At 72.5% G+C, this 17,773-nt stretch carries 14 protein-coding genes; 11 read left to right on the top strand and 3 right to left on the bottom strand.

The window, feature by feature from the left end:
* Nucleotides 1-101: 101 nt before the first annotated feature.
* Entirely contained in the window at nt 102-1,349 is a 1,248-nt protein-coding gene (locus IOD16_RS04650) for a phytase (protein WP_236594757.1), read from the top strand.
* Nucleotides 1,350-1,438: 89 nt separating this feature from the next.
* On the opposite strand, the gene IOD16_RS04645 is transcribed toward IOD16_RS04650, so the two are convergent.
* Nucleotides 1,439-2,257 (bottom strand): mechanosensitive ion channel family protein, encoded by an 819-nt coding sequence (locus IOD16_RS04645; protein WP_201439003.1) that lies wholly within the window; start codon nt 2,255-2,257, stop codon nt 1,439-1,441.
* A gap of 208 nt (nt 2,258-2,465) precedes the next feature.
* Nucleotides 2,466-3,977, bottom strand: coding sequence for an alpha/beta hydrolase (locus IOD16_RS04640; RefSeq protein WP_236594756.1), 1,512 nt, complete (start codon nt 3,975-3,977; stop codon nt 2,466-2,468).
* 116 nt (nt 3,978-4,093) lie between these two features.
* On the opposite strand from IOD16_RS04640, the gene IOD16_RS04635 reads away from it, so the two are divergent.
* From IOD16_RS04635 to IOD16_RS04610, 6 genes are all read left to right on the top strand, one after another.
* Nucleotides 4,094-5,269, top strand: a complete 1,176-nt coding sequence (locus IOD16_RS04635) for a PucR family transcriptional regulator (protein ID WP_123743496.1) — start codon at nt 4,094-4,096, stop codon at nt 5,267-5,269.
* 172 nt (nt 5,270-5,441) lie between these two features.
* Nucleotides 5,442-6,392, top strand: coding sequence for an ACP S-malonyltransferase (locus tag IOD16_RS04630; protein WP_328809416.1), 951 nt, complete (start codon nt 5,442-5,444; stop codon nt 6,390-6,392).
* Nucleotides 6,389-7,366: a beta-ketoacyl-ACP synthase III gene (locus tag IOD16_RS04625; RefSeq protein WP_201439000.1), complete on the top strand. Its 978-nt coding sequence runs from the start codon at nt 6,389-6,391 to the stop codon at nt 7,364-7,366. The genes IOD16_RS04630 and IOD16_RS04625 overlap by 4 nt, the downstream gene beginning before the upstream one ends.
* A gap of 61 nt (nt 7,367-7,427) precedes the next feature.
* Nucleotides 7,428-7,667: an acyl carrier protein gene (locus IOD16_RS04620; RefSeq protein WP_053720023.1), complete on the top strand. Its 240-nt coding sequence runs from the start codon at nt 7,428-7,430 to the stop codon at nt 7,665-7,667.
* Nucleotides 7,664-8,899, top strand: coding sequence for a beta-ketoacyl-[acyl-carrier-protein] synthase family protein (locus IOD16_RS04615; protein WP_123743499.1), 1,236 nt, complete (start codon nt 7,664-7,666; stop codon nt 8,897-8,899). Before IOD16_RS04620 ends, IOD16_RS04615 begins: the two co-directional genes overlap by 4 nt.
* 37 nt (nt 8,900-8,936) lie before the next feature.
* Complete coding sequence (locus IOD16_RS04610) at nt 8,937-10,364, top strand: acyl-CoA carboxylase subunit beta (RefSeq protein ID WP_123743500.1); 1,428 nt, start codon at nt 8,937-8,939, stop codon at nt 10,362-10,364.
* 84 nt (nt 10,365-10,448) lie between these two features.
* Here IOD16_RS04610 and IOD16_RS04605 read toward each other — a convergent pair whose 3' ends face one another.
* Nucleotides 10,449-11,027, bottom strand: coding sequence for a hypothetical protein (locus IOD16_RS04605; RefSeq protein WP_201438999.1), 579 nt, complete (start codon nt 11,025-11,027; stop codon nt 10,449-10,451).
* Between the two features lie 499 nt (nt 11,028-11,526).
* Between IOD16_RS04605 and lanKC the strand changes: the two genes are divergently transcribed.
* The 4 genes from lanKC (at nt 11,527) to IOD16_RS04585 (ending at nt 17,703) form a co-directional block, all read left to right on the top strand.
* Nucleotides 11,527-14,061, top strand: a complete 2,535-nt coding sequence (lanKC, locus tag IOD16_RS04600; RefSeq protein ID WP_201438998.1) for a class III lanthionine synthetase LanKC — start codon at nt 11,527-11,529, stop codon at nt 14,059-14,061.
* Nucleotides 14,062-14,102: 41 nt separating this feature from the next.
* A complete protein-coding gene (locus tag IOD16_RS04595; protein ID WP_123743503.1) occupies nt 14,103-14,267 on the top strand; it encodes a SapB/AmfS family lanthipeptide in 165 nt (54 codons plus the stop codon).
* A gap of 146 nt (nt 14,268-14,413) precedes the next feature.
* A complete protein-coding gene (locus IOD16_RS04590) occupies nt 14,414-16,006 on the top strand; it encodes an ABC transporter ATP-binding protein (protein ID WP_201438996.1) in 1,593 nt (530 codons plus the stop codon).
* The gene (locus IOD16_RS04585) at nt 16,006-17,703 is read left to right on the top strand and encodes an ABC transporter ATP-binding protein (RefSeq protein WP_201438995.1); all 1,698 of its coding nucleotides are present in this window, start codon (nt 16,006-16,008) and stop codon (nt 17,701-17,703) included. The genes IOD16_RS04590 and IOD16_RS04585 overlap by 1 nt, the downstream gene beginning before the upstream one ends.
* The last annotated feature ends 70 nt before the right edge of the window (nt 17,704-17,773 follow it).

Raw genomic sequence — 17,773 nt, 5'->3', positions numbered from 1 at the left:
GGTGATCGACGGCACAGTGCGCAAGATCCGAGAACGCGCCCACCCGAGGTCGTCACCTCGACTTCAGCCCCGGTACACCGGTGACCAGTAGCTTCCGGCGAATGCGAATCCTGCTCATGGCCGCGGTGGTGCCGCTGCTCATCGCCTCCTCACCCGGGCCGGACGTGGTCGTGCCGGTCGCCCAGACCCGCGCGTTCGTCGACGACGCGTCCGGGCGGCCCGCGAACGCCGACGCCGACGACCCCGCGATCTGGGTGCACCCGCGCGCGAAGCGGCAGAGCGTCGTGCTGGGCACCTTGAAGGAAGGCGGCCTGGCCGCGTTCGACCTGGCCGGCCGCACCCTGGGCACCTACCCCGCGCCGGCGGCGCCGACGCCGGAGGCCAAGCCGGGCCGGTTCAACAACGTCGACGTGCTCGGCGCGGTCCGGGTCGGCGGGCGGACGCGGGACCTGGCGTTCGTCAGCGACCGCGGCCGGGACCGGATCCGGGTCTACGAGATCGACGGCCGCGGCGCGGCGGCGGGGTCGGACGTCGTGCGGGACGTGACCGACCCGGGCGCCCGGCCGGTGTTCTCGTCGTCGGAGGAGGAAGTGGACGACCAGCACACCGCCTACGGCCTGGCGGCCGGGTTCGTCGGCCGCACGCCGGTGGTCGTGACGAACCGGCGCAACGAGACCAGGGTCGCGCTGCTGCGCGTGACGGCGGGCCCGGCCGGCTCGGTCGGCACGGCGGTGGTGTCCGCGCTCGACCTGCCGTCGTCGTTCCCGCTGCCCGACGGCACGACCTGGACGCCGTGCGGCGAGCCGGGTGAAGGGCCCCAGCTGGAGGGCATGGTGGTCGACTCCGAGCACGGCGTGCTGTACGCGGCGCAGGAGGACGTCGGCATCTGGCGCGTGCCGCTGCGGGCCACCGGGTTCGGCGAGCCCGCGCTGATCGACCGGGTTCGCTCGTTCGGGGTCCCGCAGAGCTACGACCCGGAGACCGAGGAGTGCTCGGTGTCGGGCGCGGACCCCGGCTTCGGCGGCAGGCGCCTCACCGCCGACGCCGAGGGGCTGACCGTCGGGGACGACTACCTGATCGCCTCCAGCCAGGGCGACTCGCGGTTCGTGGCCTACGAGCGGACCGGCCGCAACGCCTACGTCGGAGGGTTCGTGGTCGGCGCGGGCCGGGGCAACGACTCGGTCGAGCACTCCGACGGCGCGCACCTGGTGACCGCCGACCTGGGCCCGGCCTACCCGGAAGGCCTGCTCGTCCTGCACGACGGCGAGCGCACCCCGGCCGAGGGCGGCCTGCCGACGACCGGTTTCGCGTACGTGAGCTGGGCGGACGTGCTGGACGAGCTGGACTGAGGCGCCGGACCGGCCGTGAACGCCGACAGACCCCCGCCCGAGGTGCCGGGTGGGGGTCTGTCGGCGGTGCGCGAGGGCGTCGCGGCGGGTCAGCGCCCTTCGGTGTGCGGCGGCAGCTGGAAGCCCGCCGGCGGGGTCGGCGGGTCCGCCTGCGCCTGCCGGGCCGACCGGGCGGCGGCCGTCACCGGCTCCTGCGCCCGGCTCGTCATCGGGTCCTGGGACTGGCGCGGCGCGGGCGCGATGTGCGCCGACTCCTCCTGGATGCGGTTGAGCCAGCCCTCCCAGCGCTGCTGCATCGGGCGGACCAGACCGCCGCCGACGCCGATCACGATCACGCCGGCGACCGTGGCCAGCACGGTGATGAGGACCGGCAGGGTGACCGCGACGGCGATGCCGAGCTGGTTGAGCGCGGCGATGACGCCGAGCGCGACGATGAAGCCGTAGGTGATGTTGCCCAGGACCCGCGTGTACGGGCGGTTGCCCAGCGCGCCGGTCACCAGGCCCTTGAGCGCCTTGCCGATCGCGGCGGCGACGAGCACCAGCACGATGGCGACCACGATGCGCGGCAGGTACGCGATGACGTCGTTGAGCAGGGTGCTCACCGCGTTCCCGGTGCCGAACACGCCGAACGCGAGCTGCAGGGCGATCAGCAGCACGAAGTAGTACACCAGCTTGACGATCAGGTTGGAGGCGTCGATCGGGGACTTCGACATCGCGCCGCCCAGGCCGGAGCGCTCGACGAGCCGGTCGAAACCGACCCGCTTGAGCAGGAAACCGACCGCCTTGGCCAACGCCTTCGCGATCAGCCAACCGATGAGCAGCACGACGAGGAAGCCGAGGAGTTTCGGCACGAACGTGGCCACCATCGCCCACGCCTGTCCGAGTCCTTCGGTGATCTGGGTACCCACGACGACCCTCCTTCGCAGTTCGCTTGTGGTCGGGATCGTTTCTCAGCCCGCATCACCCGGCAACCTGAAGTCGTGGCACGAAAGGGTGACTGACGTGGCGGTTCTCGCGTCGGCAGTCCAGAGTGGAATCACCGGTGGGGACCGGGGAGAGGGAAACGCCCGGCGCGGAGGAATCCGCGCCGGGCGTTTTCGCGTGGTGCCCCGGAAGTCAGAACCGGGCGGACAGGCCCCGGCCCGCGAGGTAGGCCTGCACGTGCTGCGCCGAGGTCACCTGGTTCACGTCCGGCCTCGGGTCGCCGGGGCAGGTGGAGCTGCTGGGCGGCAGCACGCCGTCGACGAAGTACCGGTTGACGGCCCGGTCCACGCACGCGTTGCCGCTGCCGTAGATGCCGTGCTTGCCCTCGTCCCGCACGGTGACCAGGTTGTGCCCGAGCCGTTCCGCCATGGCCGGCCCGCTCTCGTACTGGGTCTGGGTGTCGCCCTCCGCCTGCACGACCACCCCGACGGGGTACCCCTCCCGCTTGAGCGTGACGGCGGGCTCCGGCGGCGTGAAGCTGCGGAACGCGCACGTCGTCGGCGCCGCGCGCATGACGCCGAAGCCGTACGGGTAGCGGTCGCGGAAGATCCTCATGTCCTCGTAGTACGTCTCCAGGTCGGTCGGCCAGTCGACCTCGCACGTCACCGTGTGGAACACGCCGGAGACCAGCTCTTCCCGCGCCTCGCCGGCCATCAGCGCGCCGGACTCGGACGACGAGCCCGTCTTCAGCCCGGCCACCAGCACCGCGAGCTCCGACCACAGTGGACGGTACCGGGCGCCCACGCCGACGGCCGCGTCGAAGCGGGTCCGGTCCTGCTCGCCGACCGGCGCCTGGCCGAGGGTCGTCGCGACCGTCTCGATCGTGCCGACCACCGCCTCGGCGGTCGTGCCGAGCGCGAACCGGTCGTGGTGCTCGGCGACCCAGGTGGACCACGCCTCGACGTTGCGCCGGTAGGCCACCGCCTGCGCCCGGAACTGCTCGCGCCAGATCCACTCCGGGTGCACGGCCGAGTCGAGCACGCTGCGGTCGAGGTGGGCCGGGAACAGGCTGCCGTACACCGCGCCCAGGTAGGTGCCGTAGGAGTAGCCCAGGTAGTTGATCTTCTCCTCGTGCAGCGCGGCCCGCACCACGTCGAGGTCGCGCGCGGTGTTGGCGGTGTTGACGAACGGCCGGATGCCGCCGGCGGAGCGGTGGCAGGCGTCCTCGGCGGCCTGCGCCTCCGCGGCCCACTTCGGGAACTCGGAATCAGCCGGTCGGGTGTCCAGGGTGGCCAGTTCGGGGACCGTGCGGCAGTTCAGCGCGGTCGACCCGCCGACGCCGCGCGGGTCGAACCCGATCAGGTCGTACACCTTCGCCAGCTCGCTGCCGGCCAGGAACGACGGCATGCCGAGGCCCGAGCCGCCCGGACCGCCCGGGTTGAGCACGAGGACGCCGCGCCGCCGAGCGGTGTCCGTGGCCTTCTTCCGGCTGATGACCAGGGATATCCGGTCGGCGCCGGGCCTGCGGTAGTCCAGCGGGAGCACCAGTTCGGCGCACTCCAGCAGCTGCTTGCACGGCGACCAGGTGAGCTGCTGCGTGTGGAACTCGGCCAGCGGATCGCTGCGCGCCGTTCCGAACGACGGGGCGACCGCCGTCGCCAGCACCGCGGTGACCACCAGGCCGACTGACATGAACCTGCGCACGAGACCCTCCCAGGCGAGCCGGTCAGAATGCCACCGACGGTAAGCGGATCGGCGCGGAGCGTCAGTGCGTGTCACTCGTTGGTGGCGCGCCTGAGGGCCCGTGCGATCGTGGGGGTATGACCAGCTCAACCGCGTTGTCGCGGGCCACCTTGCGAACGCTGCGTCGGGCGTCGGGCGACCTGGCCGCGGCGAGCGTGGCCGAGATGGAGGAGCGCCTGCCGTGGTTCCGGCGGATGCCCGCCGACCAGCGGGCCGGGGTGCTGCTGCTGATCCAGAACGGGGTGTCCGGGTTCGTGTCCTGGCTGCACGACCCGCAGCAGGCGATCCGGCTGACCGCCGAGGCGTTCCGCTCCGCGCCCAAGGACATCTCGCGGTGGGTGAGCCTGCGGCAGACCGTGGAGCTGGTGCGGATCGCGCTGGAGCTGTTCGAGCAGCTGCTGCCCAAGCTGGCCGAGAACGAGGCCGAGCGGGCGTTGCTGACCGAGGGCGTGCTGCGGTACGGGCGGGAGATCGCGTTCTCCGCCGCCACGTCGTACGCGGCGGCGGCCGAGGCGCGCGGCGCGTGGGACGCCCGGCTGGAGGCGCTGGTCGTGGACGGCATCGTGCGTGGTGATGCGGAGGAGTCGTTGCTGTCGCGGGCCACCGCGCTGGGCTGGGACCCCGCCGCGGAGGCGACCGTGCTGGTGGGCAACCCGCCGTCGGACGACCCGCCGGCGGTGGTCTTCGAGGTGCGCAGCCGGGCCGCCCGGGTCGGCCGGCCGGTGCTGCTGAGCGTGCAGGGCTCGCGGCTGGTGGTGGTGCTCGGCGGGGAGACCGACCGCAGCGAGTCGCTGGTCCGGCTGTCCGACGCGTTCGGGCCCGGCCCGGTGGTCGCCGGTCCGACCGTGACGAGCCTGGCCGAAGCCCACCGCAGCGCCAGCGACGCGCTGTCCGGGCTGCGGGCGGTCGTGGGGTGGCCCGCCGCGCCGCGGCCCGTGCGGTCGCTCGACCTGCTGCCGGAACGGGCGCTGGCGGGCGACCCGGAGGCCGAGTGGCAGCTGGTGGACCGGGTGGCCCGGCCACTGGAGGAGGCGAGCGGCTCGCTGCTGGAAACCGTGGACGCGTTCCTGGAAGTCGGCGGGGTGCTGGAGGCGTGCGCGCGCAAGCTGTTCGTGCACCCGAACACGGTCCGCTACCGGCTCAAGCGCGCCACGGAGTTGACCGGGCGCAACGCCAACGACCCCCGTGACGCTCTGGTACTGCGGGTGGCGCTCTCCGTGGGGAGGCTGGCCCGCGCCCGCGGTCTGTGGTGACCTGAGTGGACGACCCTCGACCGAGTGTGACGGACAACGCATGTCCGATTGGGTCGGCATCGACAACACGCGCCGTCGTTCTACGTTCATCTACGAGTCACATTTGTAGGAACCCTACAAGCCAGCGTCCCCGGTTTCGTCAGTGGCGACATCACCGCGAACGGCCGCGACCGTGTTCAGTGAGCGGGTGATCGCGCTCCTCGCCCCCGGACAGGGGTCCCAGACACCCGGCATGCTCACCCCCTGGCTCGAGGTCGAGGGGGCCGCCGAGCGCGTGGCCGCGTGGTCCGAGGCGACCGGTCTCGACCTGGCCCGGCTGGGCACCACGGCGGACGCGGACGAGATCAAGGACACCGCCGTCACCCAGCCGCTGGTGGTCGCGCTTGCCCTGCTGGCCTACGAGGAGCTGCGCCGCCGGGTGGAGCTGCCCGCGGACACGGTCGTCGGCGGCCACTCGGTCGGCGAACTGGCCGCCGCCGCGATCGCCGGTGTGCTGAGCGCGGACGACGCCGTGTCGCTCGCCGCCGTGCGCGGCGCCGAGATGGCCGCCGCGTGCGCCTTGGCGCCGACCGGCATGGCCGCGGTGCTCGGCGGCGAGGAGGACGAGGTGCTGGCCCGGCTCGACGAGCTCGGCCTGGTCGGCGCGAACCGCAACGGCGCGGGCCAGATCGTGGCCGCGGGCCCGGTGGACGCCCTGGCCGCCCTGGTCGAGCAGCCGCCCACCCGGGCGAAGATCCGCACGCTGAAGGTCGCGGGCGCGTTCCACACCCGGTTCATGGCCCCCGCCGAGGACGCGTTGCGCGCCCGTGCCGCCGGGATCGTGGTGAAGGACGCCGCGCTGCCGCTGCTGTCCAACGCCGACGGCGCGCTGGTGTCCGACGGCGACGAGGTGCTGAGCCGACTGATCTCCCAGGTGACCCGCCCGGTGCGGTGGGACGCCTGCCAGGCAACCCTGGCCGGGCACGGCGTGACCGCGGTGGTCGAACTGCCGCCGGCGGGCGCGCTGACCGGCTTGGCCAAGCGCGAACTGAAGGGCACACCCACCTTGGGCCTCAAGACCCCCGACCAGCTCGACCAGGTCGTCGAGATGATCACCGCGACACCGTCGGAGGTGGCCGAGTGACCACCTTCTCGACGCCGGCCGGCCCGGCCGGCACCCGCATCCTGGGCATGGGCAGCTACCAGCCCGAGACGATCGTCAGCAACCACGACCTGAGCCTGCGCATGGACACCTCGGACGAGTGGATCCGCGACCGGGTGGGCATCGCCAACCGCCGCGTGGCCAAGCCGGACGAGCTGCTGGTGGACATGGCGATCGAAGCGGGCCTCAAGGCCGTGGCCGACGCCGGGCTGACCCCGTCGGACATCGGCGCGGTCATCGTGGCCACCTGCACCATGCCGTCCCAGATCCCCAACGCGGCGGCGCAGGTCGCCCACCGGATCGGGATCACGGGCGCGGCCGCGTTCGACATGAACGCCGCGTGCGCCGGCTTCTGCTACGCCCTGGGCACCGCCTCGGACCTGGTCCGGGCGGGCACGGCGAAGAACGTGCTGGTCATCGGCGCGGAGAAGCTGACCGACTGGGTCGACCCCGACGACCGGTCCACCGCGATCATCTTCGCCGACGGCGCGGGCGCGGCGGTCGTGGGGCAGTCCGACGAGCCCGGCATCGGCCCGGTGTCGTGGGGCAGCGCGGGCGACCTCGTGGACATGATCCACATCAAGGACCGGGCGTCGTCCATCTTCCAGGAGGGCCAGTCGGTCTTCCGCTGGGCGACCACGCAGATCGCGCCGATCGCGCTCAAGGCGATCGAGCTGGCCGGCATCGAGGTGTCCGATGTGGACGTCTTCGTGCCGCACCAGGCGAACCTGCGCATCATCGAGGCCATCGCGAAGCGGTTGCGCGCCAAGGGTGCGCGTGAAGACCTCGTGATCGCCCGTGACATCGTGGACTCCGGCAACACCTCGTCCGCTTCGATCCCCCTCGCGCTGGACCACATGCGCGCGGCGGGAGAGGTGCGCAGCGGCGACGTGGCGCTGCTCGTCGGCTTCGGGGCGGGCCTGTCCTACGCGGGACAGGTCGTCCGGCTGCCGTGACCGCAATTCCAGACTCCGGCGGGACCACCCGGCCGGCGAAGCAAGAGGGAAGGGATTTTCAGTGAGCAACGAGGACATCCAGAAGGGGCTCGCCGAGATCGTCGAGGAGGTCGCCGGTGTCGAGGCGGCCGACGTGACGGCTGACAAGTCCTTTGTGGACGACCTGGACATCGACTCGCTGTCCATGGTGGAGATCGCCGTGCAGGCCGAGGACAAGTTCGGCGTGAAGATCCCGGACGACGAGCTGGCCAACCTCAAGACCGTGGGCGATGCGGTCAACTACATCGCCAGCAACGCATGACCAGTAACAACGACGTCGTCGTCACCGGGCTGGGTGCCACCACCCCGCTCGGTGGCGATGTCGCCTCCACCTGGGATGCGCTCCTGGCCGGCCGCAGCGGCGTGACGCCGCTGGTCGGCGGCTTCGCGGAGCGGTTCGAGCTGCCCGTGCGGATCGCCGCGCGGCTCGCGGTCGAGCCGACCGAGGTGCTGCCGCGCGTCGAGGCGCGCCGGTTGGACCGCTGCGAGCAGGTCGCGGTGGTCGCCGCCCGCCAGGCCTGGGCGGACTCGGGGCTCGGCGAGGACGACGTGGACCTGGAGCGGCTGGGTGTCGTGATCGGCACCGGCATCGGCGGCGCCATGACGCTGCTGGACCAGGACGACCTGATCGAGGCGTCCGGCCTGCGCAAGGTCTCGCCGCTGACCGTGCCGATGCTCATGCCCAACGGCCCGGCCGCGCACGTCGGCCTGGACCTGAAGGCACGCGCGGGCGTGCACGCGCCGGTGTCGGCCTGCGCGTCCGGCGCCGAGGCGCTGGCCTGGGCCTGGCGGATGATCAAGACCGGCGAGGCGGACGTGGTCGTGGCCGGTGGCGCGGAAGCGTGCATCACCACCATCACCATGGCGGGCTTCATCCAGGCCCGGACCATGAGCACCCGCAACGACGACCCGGAACGCGCGTCGCGCCCGTTCGACGTCAACCGGGACGGGTTCGTGCTCGGCGAGGGCGCCGGGATCCTGGTGCTGGAGCGCGAGGACTTCGCCCGCGCCCGCGGCGCGCGGATCTACGGCAAGCTCGCGGGCATCGGCACCACGTCCGACGGCTACCACATCACCGCGGCGGACCCGGAGGGCCTCGGCCAGTCCCGGGCCATCACCAAGGCGCTGCGCAGCGCGGACGTGGACCCGGCCGACGTCGGCCACGTCAACTGCCACGCGACGTCCACCCCGGTGGGCGACGTGATCGAGCCGCAGGCCGTGCGCCGGGCGATCGGCGACCACCCGGTGCTGACCGCGCCCAAGGGCAACCACGGCCACCTGCTCGGCGCCTCGGGCGCGGTGGAGGCGATCACCACGCTGCTGTCGGTCCGCGACGGCATCGTGCCGCCGACGCTGAACCTGGACGACCAGGACCCGAGGGTGCAGCTGGAGGTCGTGACCGGTGAGCCGCGCAAGATCGAGCTGACCGCCGCGGTGAACAACTCGTTCGGGTTCGGCGGGCACAACGTCTCGCTCGTCTTCACCGGAGCCTGATCATCCCGGACCGGACCGTCCCACGAGGAGCACCCCGATGACCGTCCTTGCGTCCCGACCGGTGAACCCGGCCGCGGACGGCGAACCCGACCCGCGCGACCCGGAGGTCCGGCTCGCGCAGCTGCTCGACCCGGGGTCCGTCGCGCCGCTGCGACCCCGCGACGGGAGCGGCATGTTCGCCGTGCGCGGCCGGATCAACGGCGCGAAGGTCGTCGCGTACTGCAGCGACGCCACGCGGATGGGCGGCGCGCTGGGCTCGGAGGGGTGCCGGCACATCGTCGAGGCGATCGACGTCGCGGTGCGCGAGCGCACACCGGTGATCGGCGTCTGGCACTCCGGCGGCGCGCGGCTGCCGGAGGGCGTGGAGTCGCTGGACGGCATGGGCCAGATGTTCGCCGCGATGATCCGGGCGTCCGGCCGGGTGCCGCAGATCTCCGTGGTGGTCGGCCCGGCGGCCGGCGGCGGCGCGTACGGCCCGGCGCTGACCGACGTGGTGATCATGGCTCCGGCCGGCAAGGTCTTCGTGACCGGGCCGGACGTGGTCCGGTCGGTGACCGGCGAGCAGATCGACATGGACGGGCTCGGCGGCGCGGAGGCGCACGGGCGCAAGTCCGGTGTCGTGCACGTGGTCGCGGACGACGAGCCGGACGCCTACGAGCGGGCGCGGCGGATCACCGGGCTGTTCGCCCAGCCCGGTGTGTTCGACCTGCACTCGGTGCCCGACGGCGACGACCTGCGGGCGTTGCTGCCGGAGCAGCCGCAGCGGGCCTACGACGTCAAGCCGCTGGTGCGGGCGATCCTGGACGACGACTCGTTCGAGGAGCTTCAGGCCAAGTGGGCGCCGAACGTCGTGGTCGGCCTCGGCCGGCTCGGCGGGCGCACGGTCGGCGTGATCGCGAACAACCCGATCCGCAAGGGCGGGTGCCTCGACTCGCTGTCGGCGGAGAAGGCGGCGCGGTTCGTGCGGATGTGCGACGCGTTCGGCGTGCCGCTGCTGGTGCTGGTGGACGTGCCGGGGTACCTGCCGGGCGTCGGCCAGGAGTGGGACGGCGTGGTGCGGCGCGGCGCGAAGCTGCTGCACGCGTTCGGCGAGGCGGTCGTGCCGCGGGTGACGTTGGTGACGCGCAAGTCGTACGGCGGCGCGTACATCGCGATGAACTCGCGGTCGTTGGGCGCGACGGCGGTGTTCGCGTGGCCGATCGCCGAGGTGGCCGTGATGGGCGCCAAGGCCGCGGTCGGCATCCTGCACCGCAAGAAGCTGGCCGCCGTGCCGGACGAGGAGCGCGAGGCGTTGCACGCCCAGCTCGTCGAGGAGCACGAGCGGATCGCGGGCGGCGTGGAGCGGGCGGTCGCGATCGGCGTGGTGGACGAGGTCATCGAGCCGACCCGGACGCGGCGGAAGCTGGCGCAGGCCCTCGCGGCGGCGCCGGCGGGCCGGGGCGCGCACGGCAACATCCCGCTGTAGGCGGGTTCCCCGGTGGGGTCGCTGGAGTCGGGGGGCGACCCCACCGCCGCGTCCGGGGCCGGGTGAAGTGGGCCGTCGGGTGCGTCAGCAGGCGGTGAACTGGGAGGTCGAGCCCTCGGTGCCCAGGTCGACGCGGAGCGTGCCGCGGTCCACCTGCAACGGATAGACCACGCGCCAGTGGATGCAGTCGGCCTGCAGCTCCGCCGGCGCCTTGACGACGTCCTGGGTGCTGGTGAACGTCATCAGCACCCGCAGCCTGCTCTCCGACACCGACTCGATCCGGTGCACCAGGATCGACCCGTCCCGCGAGCTCTCGTAGTCCGACAGCCACCGCGACCTCGGCGTCTGGCCGACCCGGTGCGCGGTCACGGTCTTGGCCCACTGCTCGTAGTCGTGGTCGTTGATCGCGTCGAAGAACTGCTGGAGCACCTCGCGCACGCGTTGGCCGTCCGGGTGCTGCGCCGCGTCGACGCTCAGCTGCACCGCGCCGCTGCCCGGCTGGGCGCTGCGCGGCACCGAACCGGACTGCCCGGAACCGGGCGCCGCGACCTGGCCGCCCGGCGGCACGACGGGTCGTTGGTAGGCCTCACGCGCCAGCACGCCGACCCCGGCCGTCGCGGCGGCGACCAGGAGCACGGCGGGCAGCAGCAGGCGTGCGGACACCCCAGGAGCGTGCCACAGCGCCCATACGGACCGATAATCACCCGGACGGCCCAGCGGTTGACCCGCACCATGCGGTTTCCGCAGGCCGATCCGACTACCCACAATGGCCATCAAGGATGGCCGGCATCCTTTTCCGCAATACCGGGCCCGAAGCGGTCCCGAAACGTCGGGACCGCCGCTCACCAGGCTTTTCGACACCGTCCGTGACCGAACCCGCAATTCAGCGGGAAACCTGCGAACCCGCAGGTGAGCACGGTCGAACGCGAAGAACGATCGCGTTTCGTTTAGGCTCCTCCGGTAGTCGCTGTCCCCTCTACGGTGCGGCCAAACATCGCGATCGGGTGACTCTGCAGGCCCCTATACGTACCAGCAGTGCAAATCCGAGGGATCCTCGCTCGCACGAATGGACGTCAACACCCCCCGAAATGGTGGATTGGCTTCTCCACCGTGGACGTGCGGGAATAACCCGGTCGAACAAATCGCAAGGAGGCGAAATCCCGTGGACCTCCGCTATGAGGCCTACTGCTTCGCGGATCGTCTGTTCTATGACGTGCAAAGCAGCACGGAAACCTCCGAAGACGATTTCTCGCAAGTTCTCCCCGCGTTGCCGGAAGGATGGGCCCAGGGTGACCGCAACATCTGGCGGCACACCTACCCGCAGGGCGTTCCCCTGCCGAAGCAGGGCTGGAAGATCCACGTGTCGGCGACCGTGCTGAACGCCGGCGAGGTACTGCTGAAGTCCTACGAGTACCTGGTCGCCCGCCGGATCCCGTTCAAGTACCTGCGCACCCGGTCCATCGTGCTGGCCCGCAACTCGAAGTACGCGCCTCGCGAGGGCAGCGGCAAGCTCATCACGATCTACCCGGCCGACGATTCCGAGCTGGAGTCGACGCTCCGCGAGTTGTCCGAAATCCTCAAGGGCCAGTCGGGCGCCTACATCCTGAGCGACCTCCGCTACGGCGCCGGCCCGTTGTTCGTCCGCTACGGCGGGTTCGTCGAGCAGTGGCTGGAGAAGGACGGCAAGCGCGTGCTGGCCATCGAGGGCCCGGACGGCGCACTCGTGCCCGACCAGCGCAAGCCGACTTTCTGGACGCCCGAGTGGGTGAAGATCCCGGCGTGCCTGGAGGAGCACCTGGCCGTGCGCCGGGCGGGCAGCGCGGACGAGTTCCCGTACCGGGTGCTCCGCTCACTGCACTTCTCCAACGGCGGCGGCGTGTACGAGGCGATCCGCAAGTCCGACGACCAGCGGGTGGTGCTCAAGGAGGCCAGACCGCACTCGGGCCTGGACCGGCTGAACGTCGACGCGGTCGCCCGGTTGCACCGCGAGCACGAGATGCTGGAGAAGGTCGCGGGCGTCCCGGGCGTGCCCGAGGTGTTCGAGCGCTTCAGCGCGTGGGAGCACGAGTTCATGGCCATGTCCGAGGTACCGGGCCGCCCGCTCGGCCAGTGGCTCGGGCAGCACTACCCGCTCACCCACCACGAGATCTCCGACGAGGCGGTCGCCGCCTACACCGAGCGCGCGCTGAAGGTCATCGCCGCGGTCGAGCGGATCATCGGCGACGTGCACGCCCGCGGCCTGGTGTTCTGCGACCTCCACCCGCTCAACATCCTGGTGGACGACGACGACTCGATCTCGCTGATCGACTTCGAGCTGGCGTTCCGGGTCGAGGAGGACAAGAAGCCCACGCTCGGCTCGCCGGGCTTCCAGGCGCCGCCGGACCGCAGCGGCTTCGAGATCGACGAGCACGCCCTCGCCGCGCTGCGCCTGTACGTCTTCCTGCCGCTCATCACCATGCTCGAACTCGCGCCGGTGAAGCTGCAGTCCCACGTCGACTTCATCCGGCGCCGGTTCGGCCTGTCCGAGGAGTACTGCGCGAAGATCCTCGCCGGCCTGGAGCGCCGCGTCGACCCGCCGACCGAGTCGCCCACGACCGCGCTGGACGCGCCGGAGCCGGAGCTGCCGGCGGTGCTCAAGATGGTCGCGGCCGCGATCCTGGCCAGCGCCACCCCGCAGCGCGACGACCGGCTGTTCCCCGGTGACGTGGAGCAGTTCGAGACCGGCGGCGCCACCTTCGGCTACGGCGCGGCGGGTGTGCTGCACGCGCTGGACGTCACGGGTCAGGGCCGGTTCCCCGACCACGAGCGGTGGCTGCTGGAGGCCGTGCGCCGCGACCCGCCGAAGGAGCCCGGCTTCTTCAGCGGCGCCCACGGCATCGCGTACGTGCTGGAGGAGTTCGGCCACCACGACCTCGCGGGCGAGCTGGTCCGCTCCTACGCCGCGATGGTGCCCGACACCGAGGACCACGGCCTCGGCTCCGGCCTCGCGGGCATCGCGCTCAACCTGCTGCACTTCGCCGGCACGCGCGACGACGAGACCTACGCCGAGCAGGCGCTGGAGCTCGCCGAGCGCCTGGACACCGCGCTGGCGAACGTCGAGCCGCCCGGCGACAAAGCCCGCGCGGGCCTGGAGCACGGCTGGTCCGGTCCCGCGCTGCTGTTCCTGCGCCTGTTCGAGCGCACCGGCGACCGGCGCTGGCTGGACGTGGGCGTCAAGGCGCTGGAGCGCGACCTGGCCGAGACGATGATCGCGCTGGACGGTTCGACGCAGGTCCGGGACGGCAGCGCCCGCACCCTGCCCTACGTCGGCACCGGCAGCGCGGGAATCGCCCTGGTGCTCAACGAGTTCCGCCTGGTGGAACCGGACCTGCCGGTGCTGGACAAGCTGCCGGAGCTGCTCAGCGCCACGACCGGCGAGTTCGTCATCCAGCCCGCGCTGATGCTGGGCCGGGCCGGTCTGCTGGCCACGCTCGTGCACACCGGTGGACCCGGGCACGCGATCGACCGGCACCTGGCCTCGCTCGCCTGGCACGCCATCCCCTACCAGGGCGGACTGGCGTTCCCCGGCATCCAGCTGCGGCGGTTGTCGATGGACCTGAACACCGGCGGGGCGGGCGTGCTCCTGGCGCTCGGCACCCTCGCGAACGGCACCCCGATGCTGCCGTTCCTCAAAGCCCCGACCCTCGCGGGTCGGTAGCAGTACCCCGAATCCAATCCCCCGAATAAGGAGTCACCACCATGGACTTCATCCTCGACCTGCAGGACATGGAGACCCCCGAGGCCGCTTCCAACGCGATGGCGTCGGGTGGCAGCAGCAGCGGCGGCGGCGGCAGCACGTCCGCCTCGGGCCTGTCCCTGCTGGGCTGCGGCGCCCACTCCACCGTGAGCCTCGTGATCTGCTAGTCCGACTCGCAGCTCAGCTGCACCCCGGGTGAGCGGCGCAGTCGAAGTGCGCCGCTCACCCGGTCATCGGGGGTCCGACGGCATGCCGTCGGACCCCCGACACATGATGCGCCCGACCGCGGCAACCGTCATAGGAGTCCCAAAGCATGGTGCTCTCTTCTGTCGTGCGGCGAGATCCCCGCTGGCTGCTGCTGGCGCTGAACGCGCTGCCGGCCACGACCGCCGGACTCCTCCTGCCCACCGCGCTGGCCTCGGCCGTGGACATGGCGCTGGCCGGGCGGCTGGACCGCGGCACGGTGTTGTGGCTGGTGGGGCTCGCGGGCGTGGAAGTCCTCGGCGACGCGATCGGCGTGGTGCTGGCCGCGGCGATCACCGCGAGCGGCGCGACGTGGCTGCGGCGCCGGTTGACCGCCCACCTGGTGGCGTTGGGCCACCCGACGCGGTTCGAGCCCGGTGACGCGGTGAGCCGGCTGACCGGTGACAGCGCGATCGCGGGCGGTGTCTCGGTGCTGGCGGTGAACCTGGGCATCTCGGTGGTCACCGCCGCCGGCGCGATCACCGCGTTGGCGCTGCTGGACTGGCGGCTCGCGGTCGTGTTCCTGCTGAGCGTCCCCCTGGCGGCCTTGCTGGTCCGCTCGCACCTGCGGCTGACGGCCGCGGACGTGGCCACTTACCAGGAGGTGTCCGGCGAGTTGTCCGCACGACTGGTGGACGCCGTCGGCGGCCTGCGCACCATCGCCGCCTCCGGACGTGCCGACCAAGAAGCCGAACGCGTCCTGCGCCCGCTCCCCCGCCTGGCCGCCGCCGGTGTCGGCATGTGGAGCACGCAGGCGCGGATGATCTGGCGGGCCGGTCTCCTGCTGCCCGCCGTGGAGCTCGCCGTCCTGACCGCCGCCGGTTTCGGCGTGGTCGCGGGCCGGTTGAGCGTCGGTGACGTGCTGGCCACCCTCGGGTACGTGGCGCTCGGGATGACCGTGGTCGGCCAGGCCACCCTGTTGACCGCCATCCAGCGCGCACGGGCGTCTGCGCAACGGCTGGACGAAGTGCTGTCGACACCCGTGCCCGCCGAAGACGCTCCGGGCGGCGCGGCGACCGGTGAACTGGTGCTGACCGGCGTGAACGTGCCCGGCGCGCTGCACGACGTCGAGCTGACCGTGGCCGCCGGGACGTTCGTGGCCGTGGTCGGCCGGTCCGGGTCGGGCAAGTCCGCGCTCGCGTCGGTGATCGGCGGGCTGACCCGGCCGTCCACCGGACGGGTGCGGCGCGGCGGGTCCGTCGGCTACGCGTTCGAGCGACCCTCCCTCGTCGGCACGACTGTCGGCGACGCGGTGCGCTACGGCACGTCCCGTGATCACGACGAGGTGGAGGCCGCCTGCCGTGCCGCGCAGGTGCACGACGTGGTGGTGCGGCTGCCCGAGGGCTACGACACCCCGATGTCGGCGGCGCCGATGTCCGGTGGTGAGGCGCAGCGGCTCGGATTGGCGCGCGCGTTCGTGCGCGACCCGGCGGTGCTGGTGCTGGACGACGCCACGGCGAGCCTCGACATGGTGACGGAGTCCACCGTCGAACGTGCGGTCGAGTCGGCGTTGCCCGGTCGGACGCGGGTCGTGGTGACGCATCGCGCGGCCACCGCGCGGAGGGCGGACGTCGTGGTGTGGTTGGACGGGGGCCGGGTGCGCGCGGTGGGGCCGCACTCCGAGCTGTGGGACGACGACGAGTACCGGGCGGTGTTCGGCTGATGACGTACCTGCGGGCGTTGCGCGAACAACGGCGCGGCATCGTCGTGCTGCTCGGCTGGTCGGTGTTGGAAGGGGTGCCCGCGCTGCTGTCCGGCCGGTTGGTCGGGTTGGCGGTGGACCGGGGTTTCGGGGCCGGCAGGCCCTGGGTCGGCGTCGGGTGGCTGCTGCTGTTCGCCGCGGTCGCGGTGCTCGGCGGGTTCGGGCTGCGGCAGGTGTTCATGCGGCTCGGTGCGGTGGTCGAGCCGTTGCGGGACGCCCTGGTGCGCCAGGTCGTGCGCGGTGTGCTGCACGGTGGTTCGCAGACCCGGCAGCCGGACGCGAGCGCGGTCGCCCGGATCACCCGGCACGTCGAGGTGGTGCGCGACGCCACCGCCGGTGTGCTGGTGCAGGCGCGGGCACTGCTCGTGACGACGGCGGCGGCGCTGGTCGGGCTGGCGGTCACGGTGTCGTCGTTGGCGTGGCTGGTGATCCTGCCGGTGGTGGCGGCACTCGTGCTGTTCGGTCTGCTGCTGCCGTCGTTGGCGCGCGGCCAGCGGCGGCTGGTGCTGGCCGACGAGGAGTCGGCGGCGGTGGCCGGCACGGTGTTGCTCGGCATGCGGGACGTGGTGGCCGTCGGCGGTTCGGAGCAGGCACTGCACGACGTGATGGAGCAGGTGAACCGGCAAGCGTCGGCGACCGTGCGGATGGCGTGCGCCACGGCGTTGCGCGGCGTGGTCATCGCGCTGGGCGGCTTCGCGCCACTCGTGCTGCTGCTGCTCGTGGCGCCGGGGATGGTTCGGGCCGGCACGTTGTCGGTCGGCGAGGTCCTGGGTGCCGTGGTCTACCTGAGCACCAGCGTGCAGCCCGCCCTGCGCCGGCTGGCGGACACGACGAGCACCATCGTGCTGCGGCTGGTCGTGGCCCTGCGCCGGCTGGCGGAGGCCGCGCCACCGGTCGACGTGCCCGGCGGCGACGCCGTGCCCGAGGGCCGCGAGATCGAGCTGAGCGGCGTGACGTTCGGCTGGAGCGCCACGGCCGAACCCGTCGTGCGCTCCTTGGACCTCGTCCTGCCCGAGGGCGCCCACCTGGCGGTGATCGGCCCGAGCGGCATCGGCAAGTCCACGTTGGCCGGTCTGATCACGGGCATGGTGGAACCGCAGGCCGGTGTCGTGCGCTTCGGCGGTGTCCCGGTGCGCTCCGTCGCGCCGGGGGTGCGCCACGAGCGGATCGCCCTGGTCCCCCAGGAGACCTACCTGTTCACCGGCACCGTCCGCGAGAACCTGGCCTTGTTCGCCCCGGCCGCCCCGGACGCCGCGCTGCTGTCCGCCGCCGAGGCCGTCGGCGCGACCGACGTGATCACCAGGCTGGGCGGCCTGGCCGGCTCCGTGGGCCACGCGGGGGGCGGTCTCTCCGCCGGCGAGGCCCAACTCCTGGCCGCCGCCCGCGTCCACGCCTCACCGGCCGACGTGGTGATCCTGGACGAGGCCGCCTCAGCCCTCGACCCCTCCGCCGAAGCCGTGGTGGAGCAGGCATTCGCCGCCAGGGGCGGCACCCTGATCGTGATCGCCCACCGGCTCTCCTCGGCGCTGCGAGCCGACCTGGTCCTCCTCATGGACGGCGGCCCGCCACTGCTCGGCAGCCACCAGGACCTCCTGGCCGACTCACCCCTCTACCGGGACCTCATGGCCGCCTGGCAACCCACCCCGATCGCGCCCTAGCAGACCCCCCGAGCCCGCCGCGCGATCTCACCCCGACCTGGCGAAGCCGAACGCCTACGCGGTGACGGAT

Source organism: Saccharothrix sp. 6-C (assembly GCF_016695385.1).
Classification (GTDB): domain Bacteria; phylum Actinomycetota; class Actinomycetes; order Mycobacteriales; family Pseudonocardiaceae; genus Actinosynnema; species Actinosynnema texasense.
Note: the sequence above shows the minus strand (reverse complement) of the source record. Positions and strands in the feature narration are given on the sequence as shown.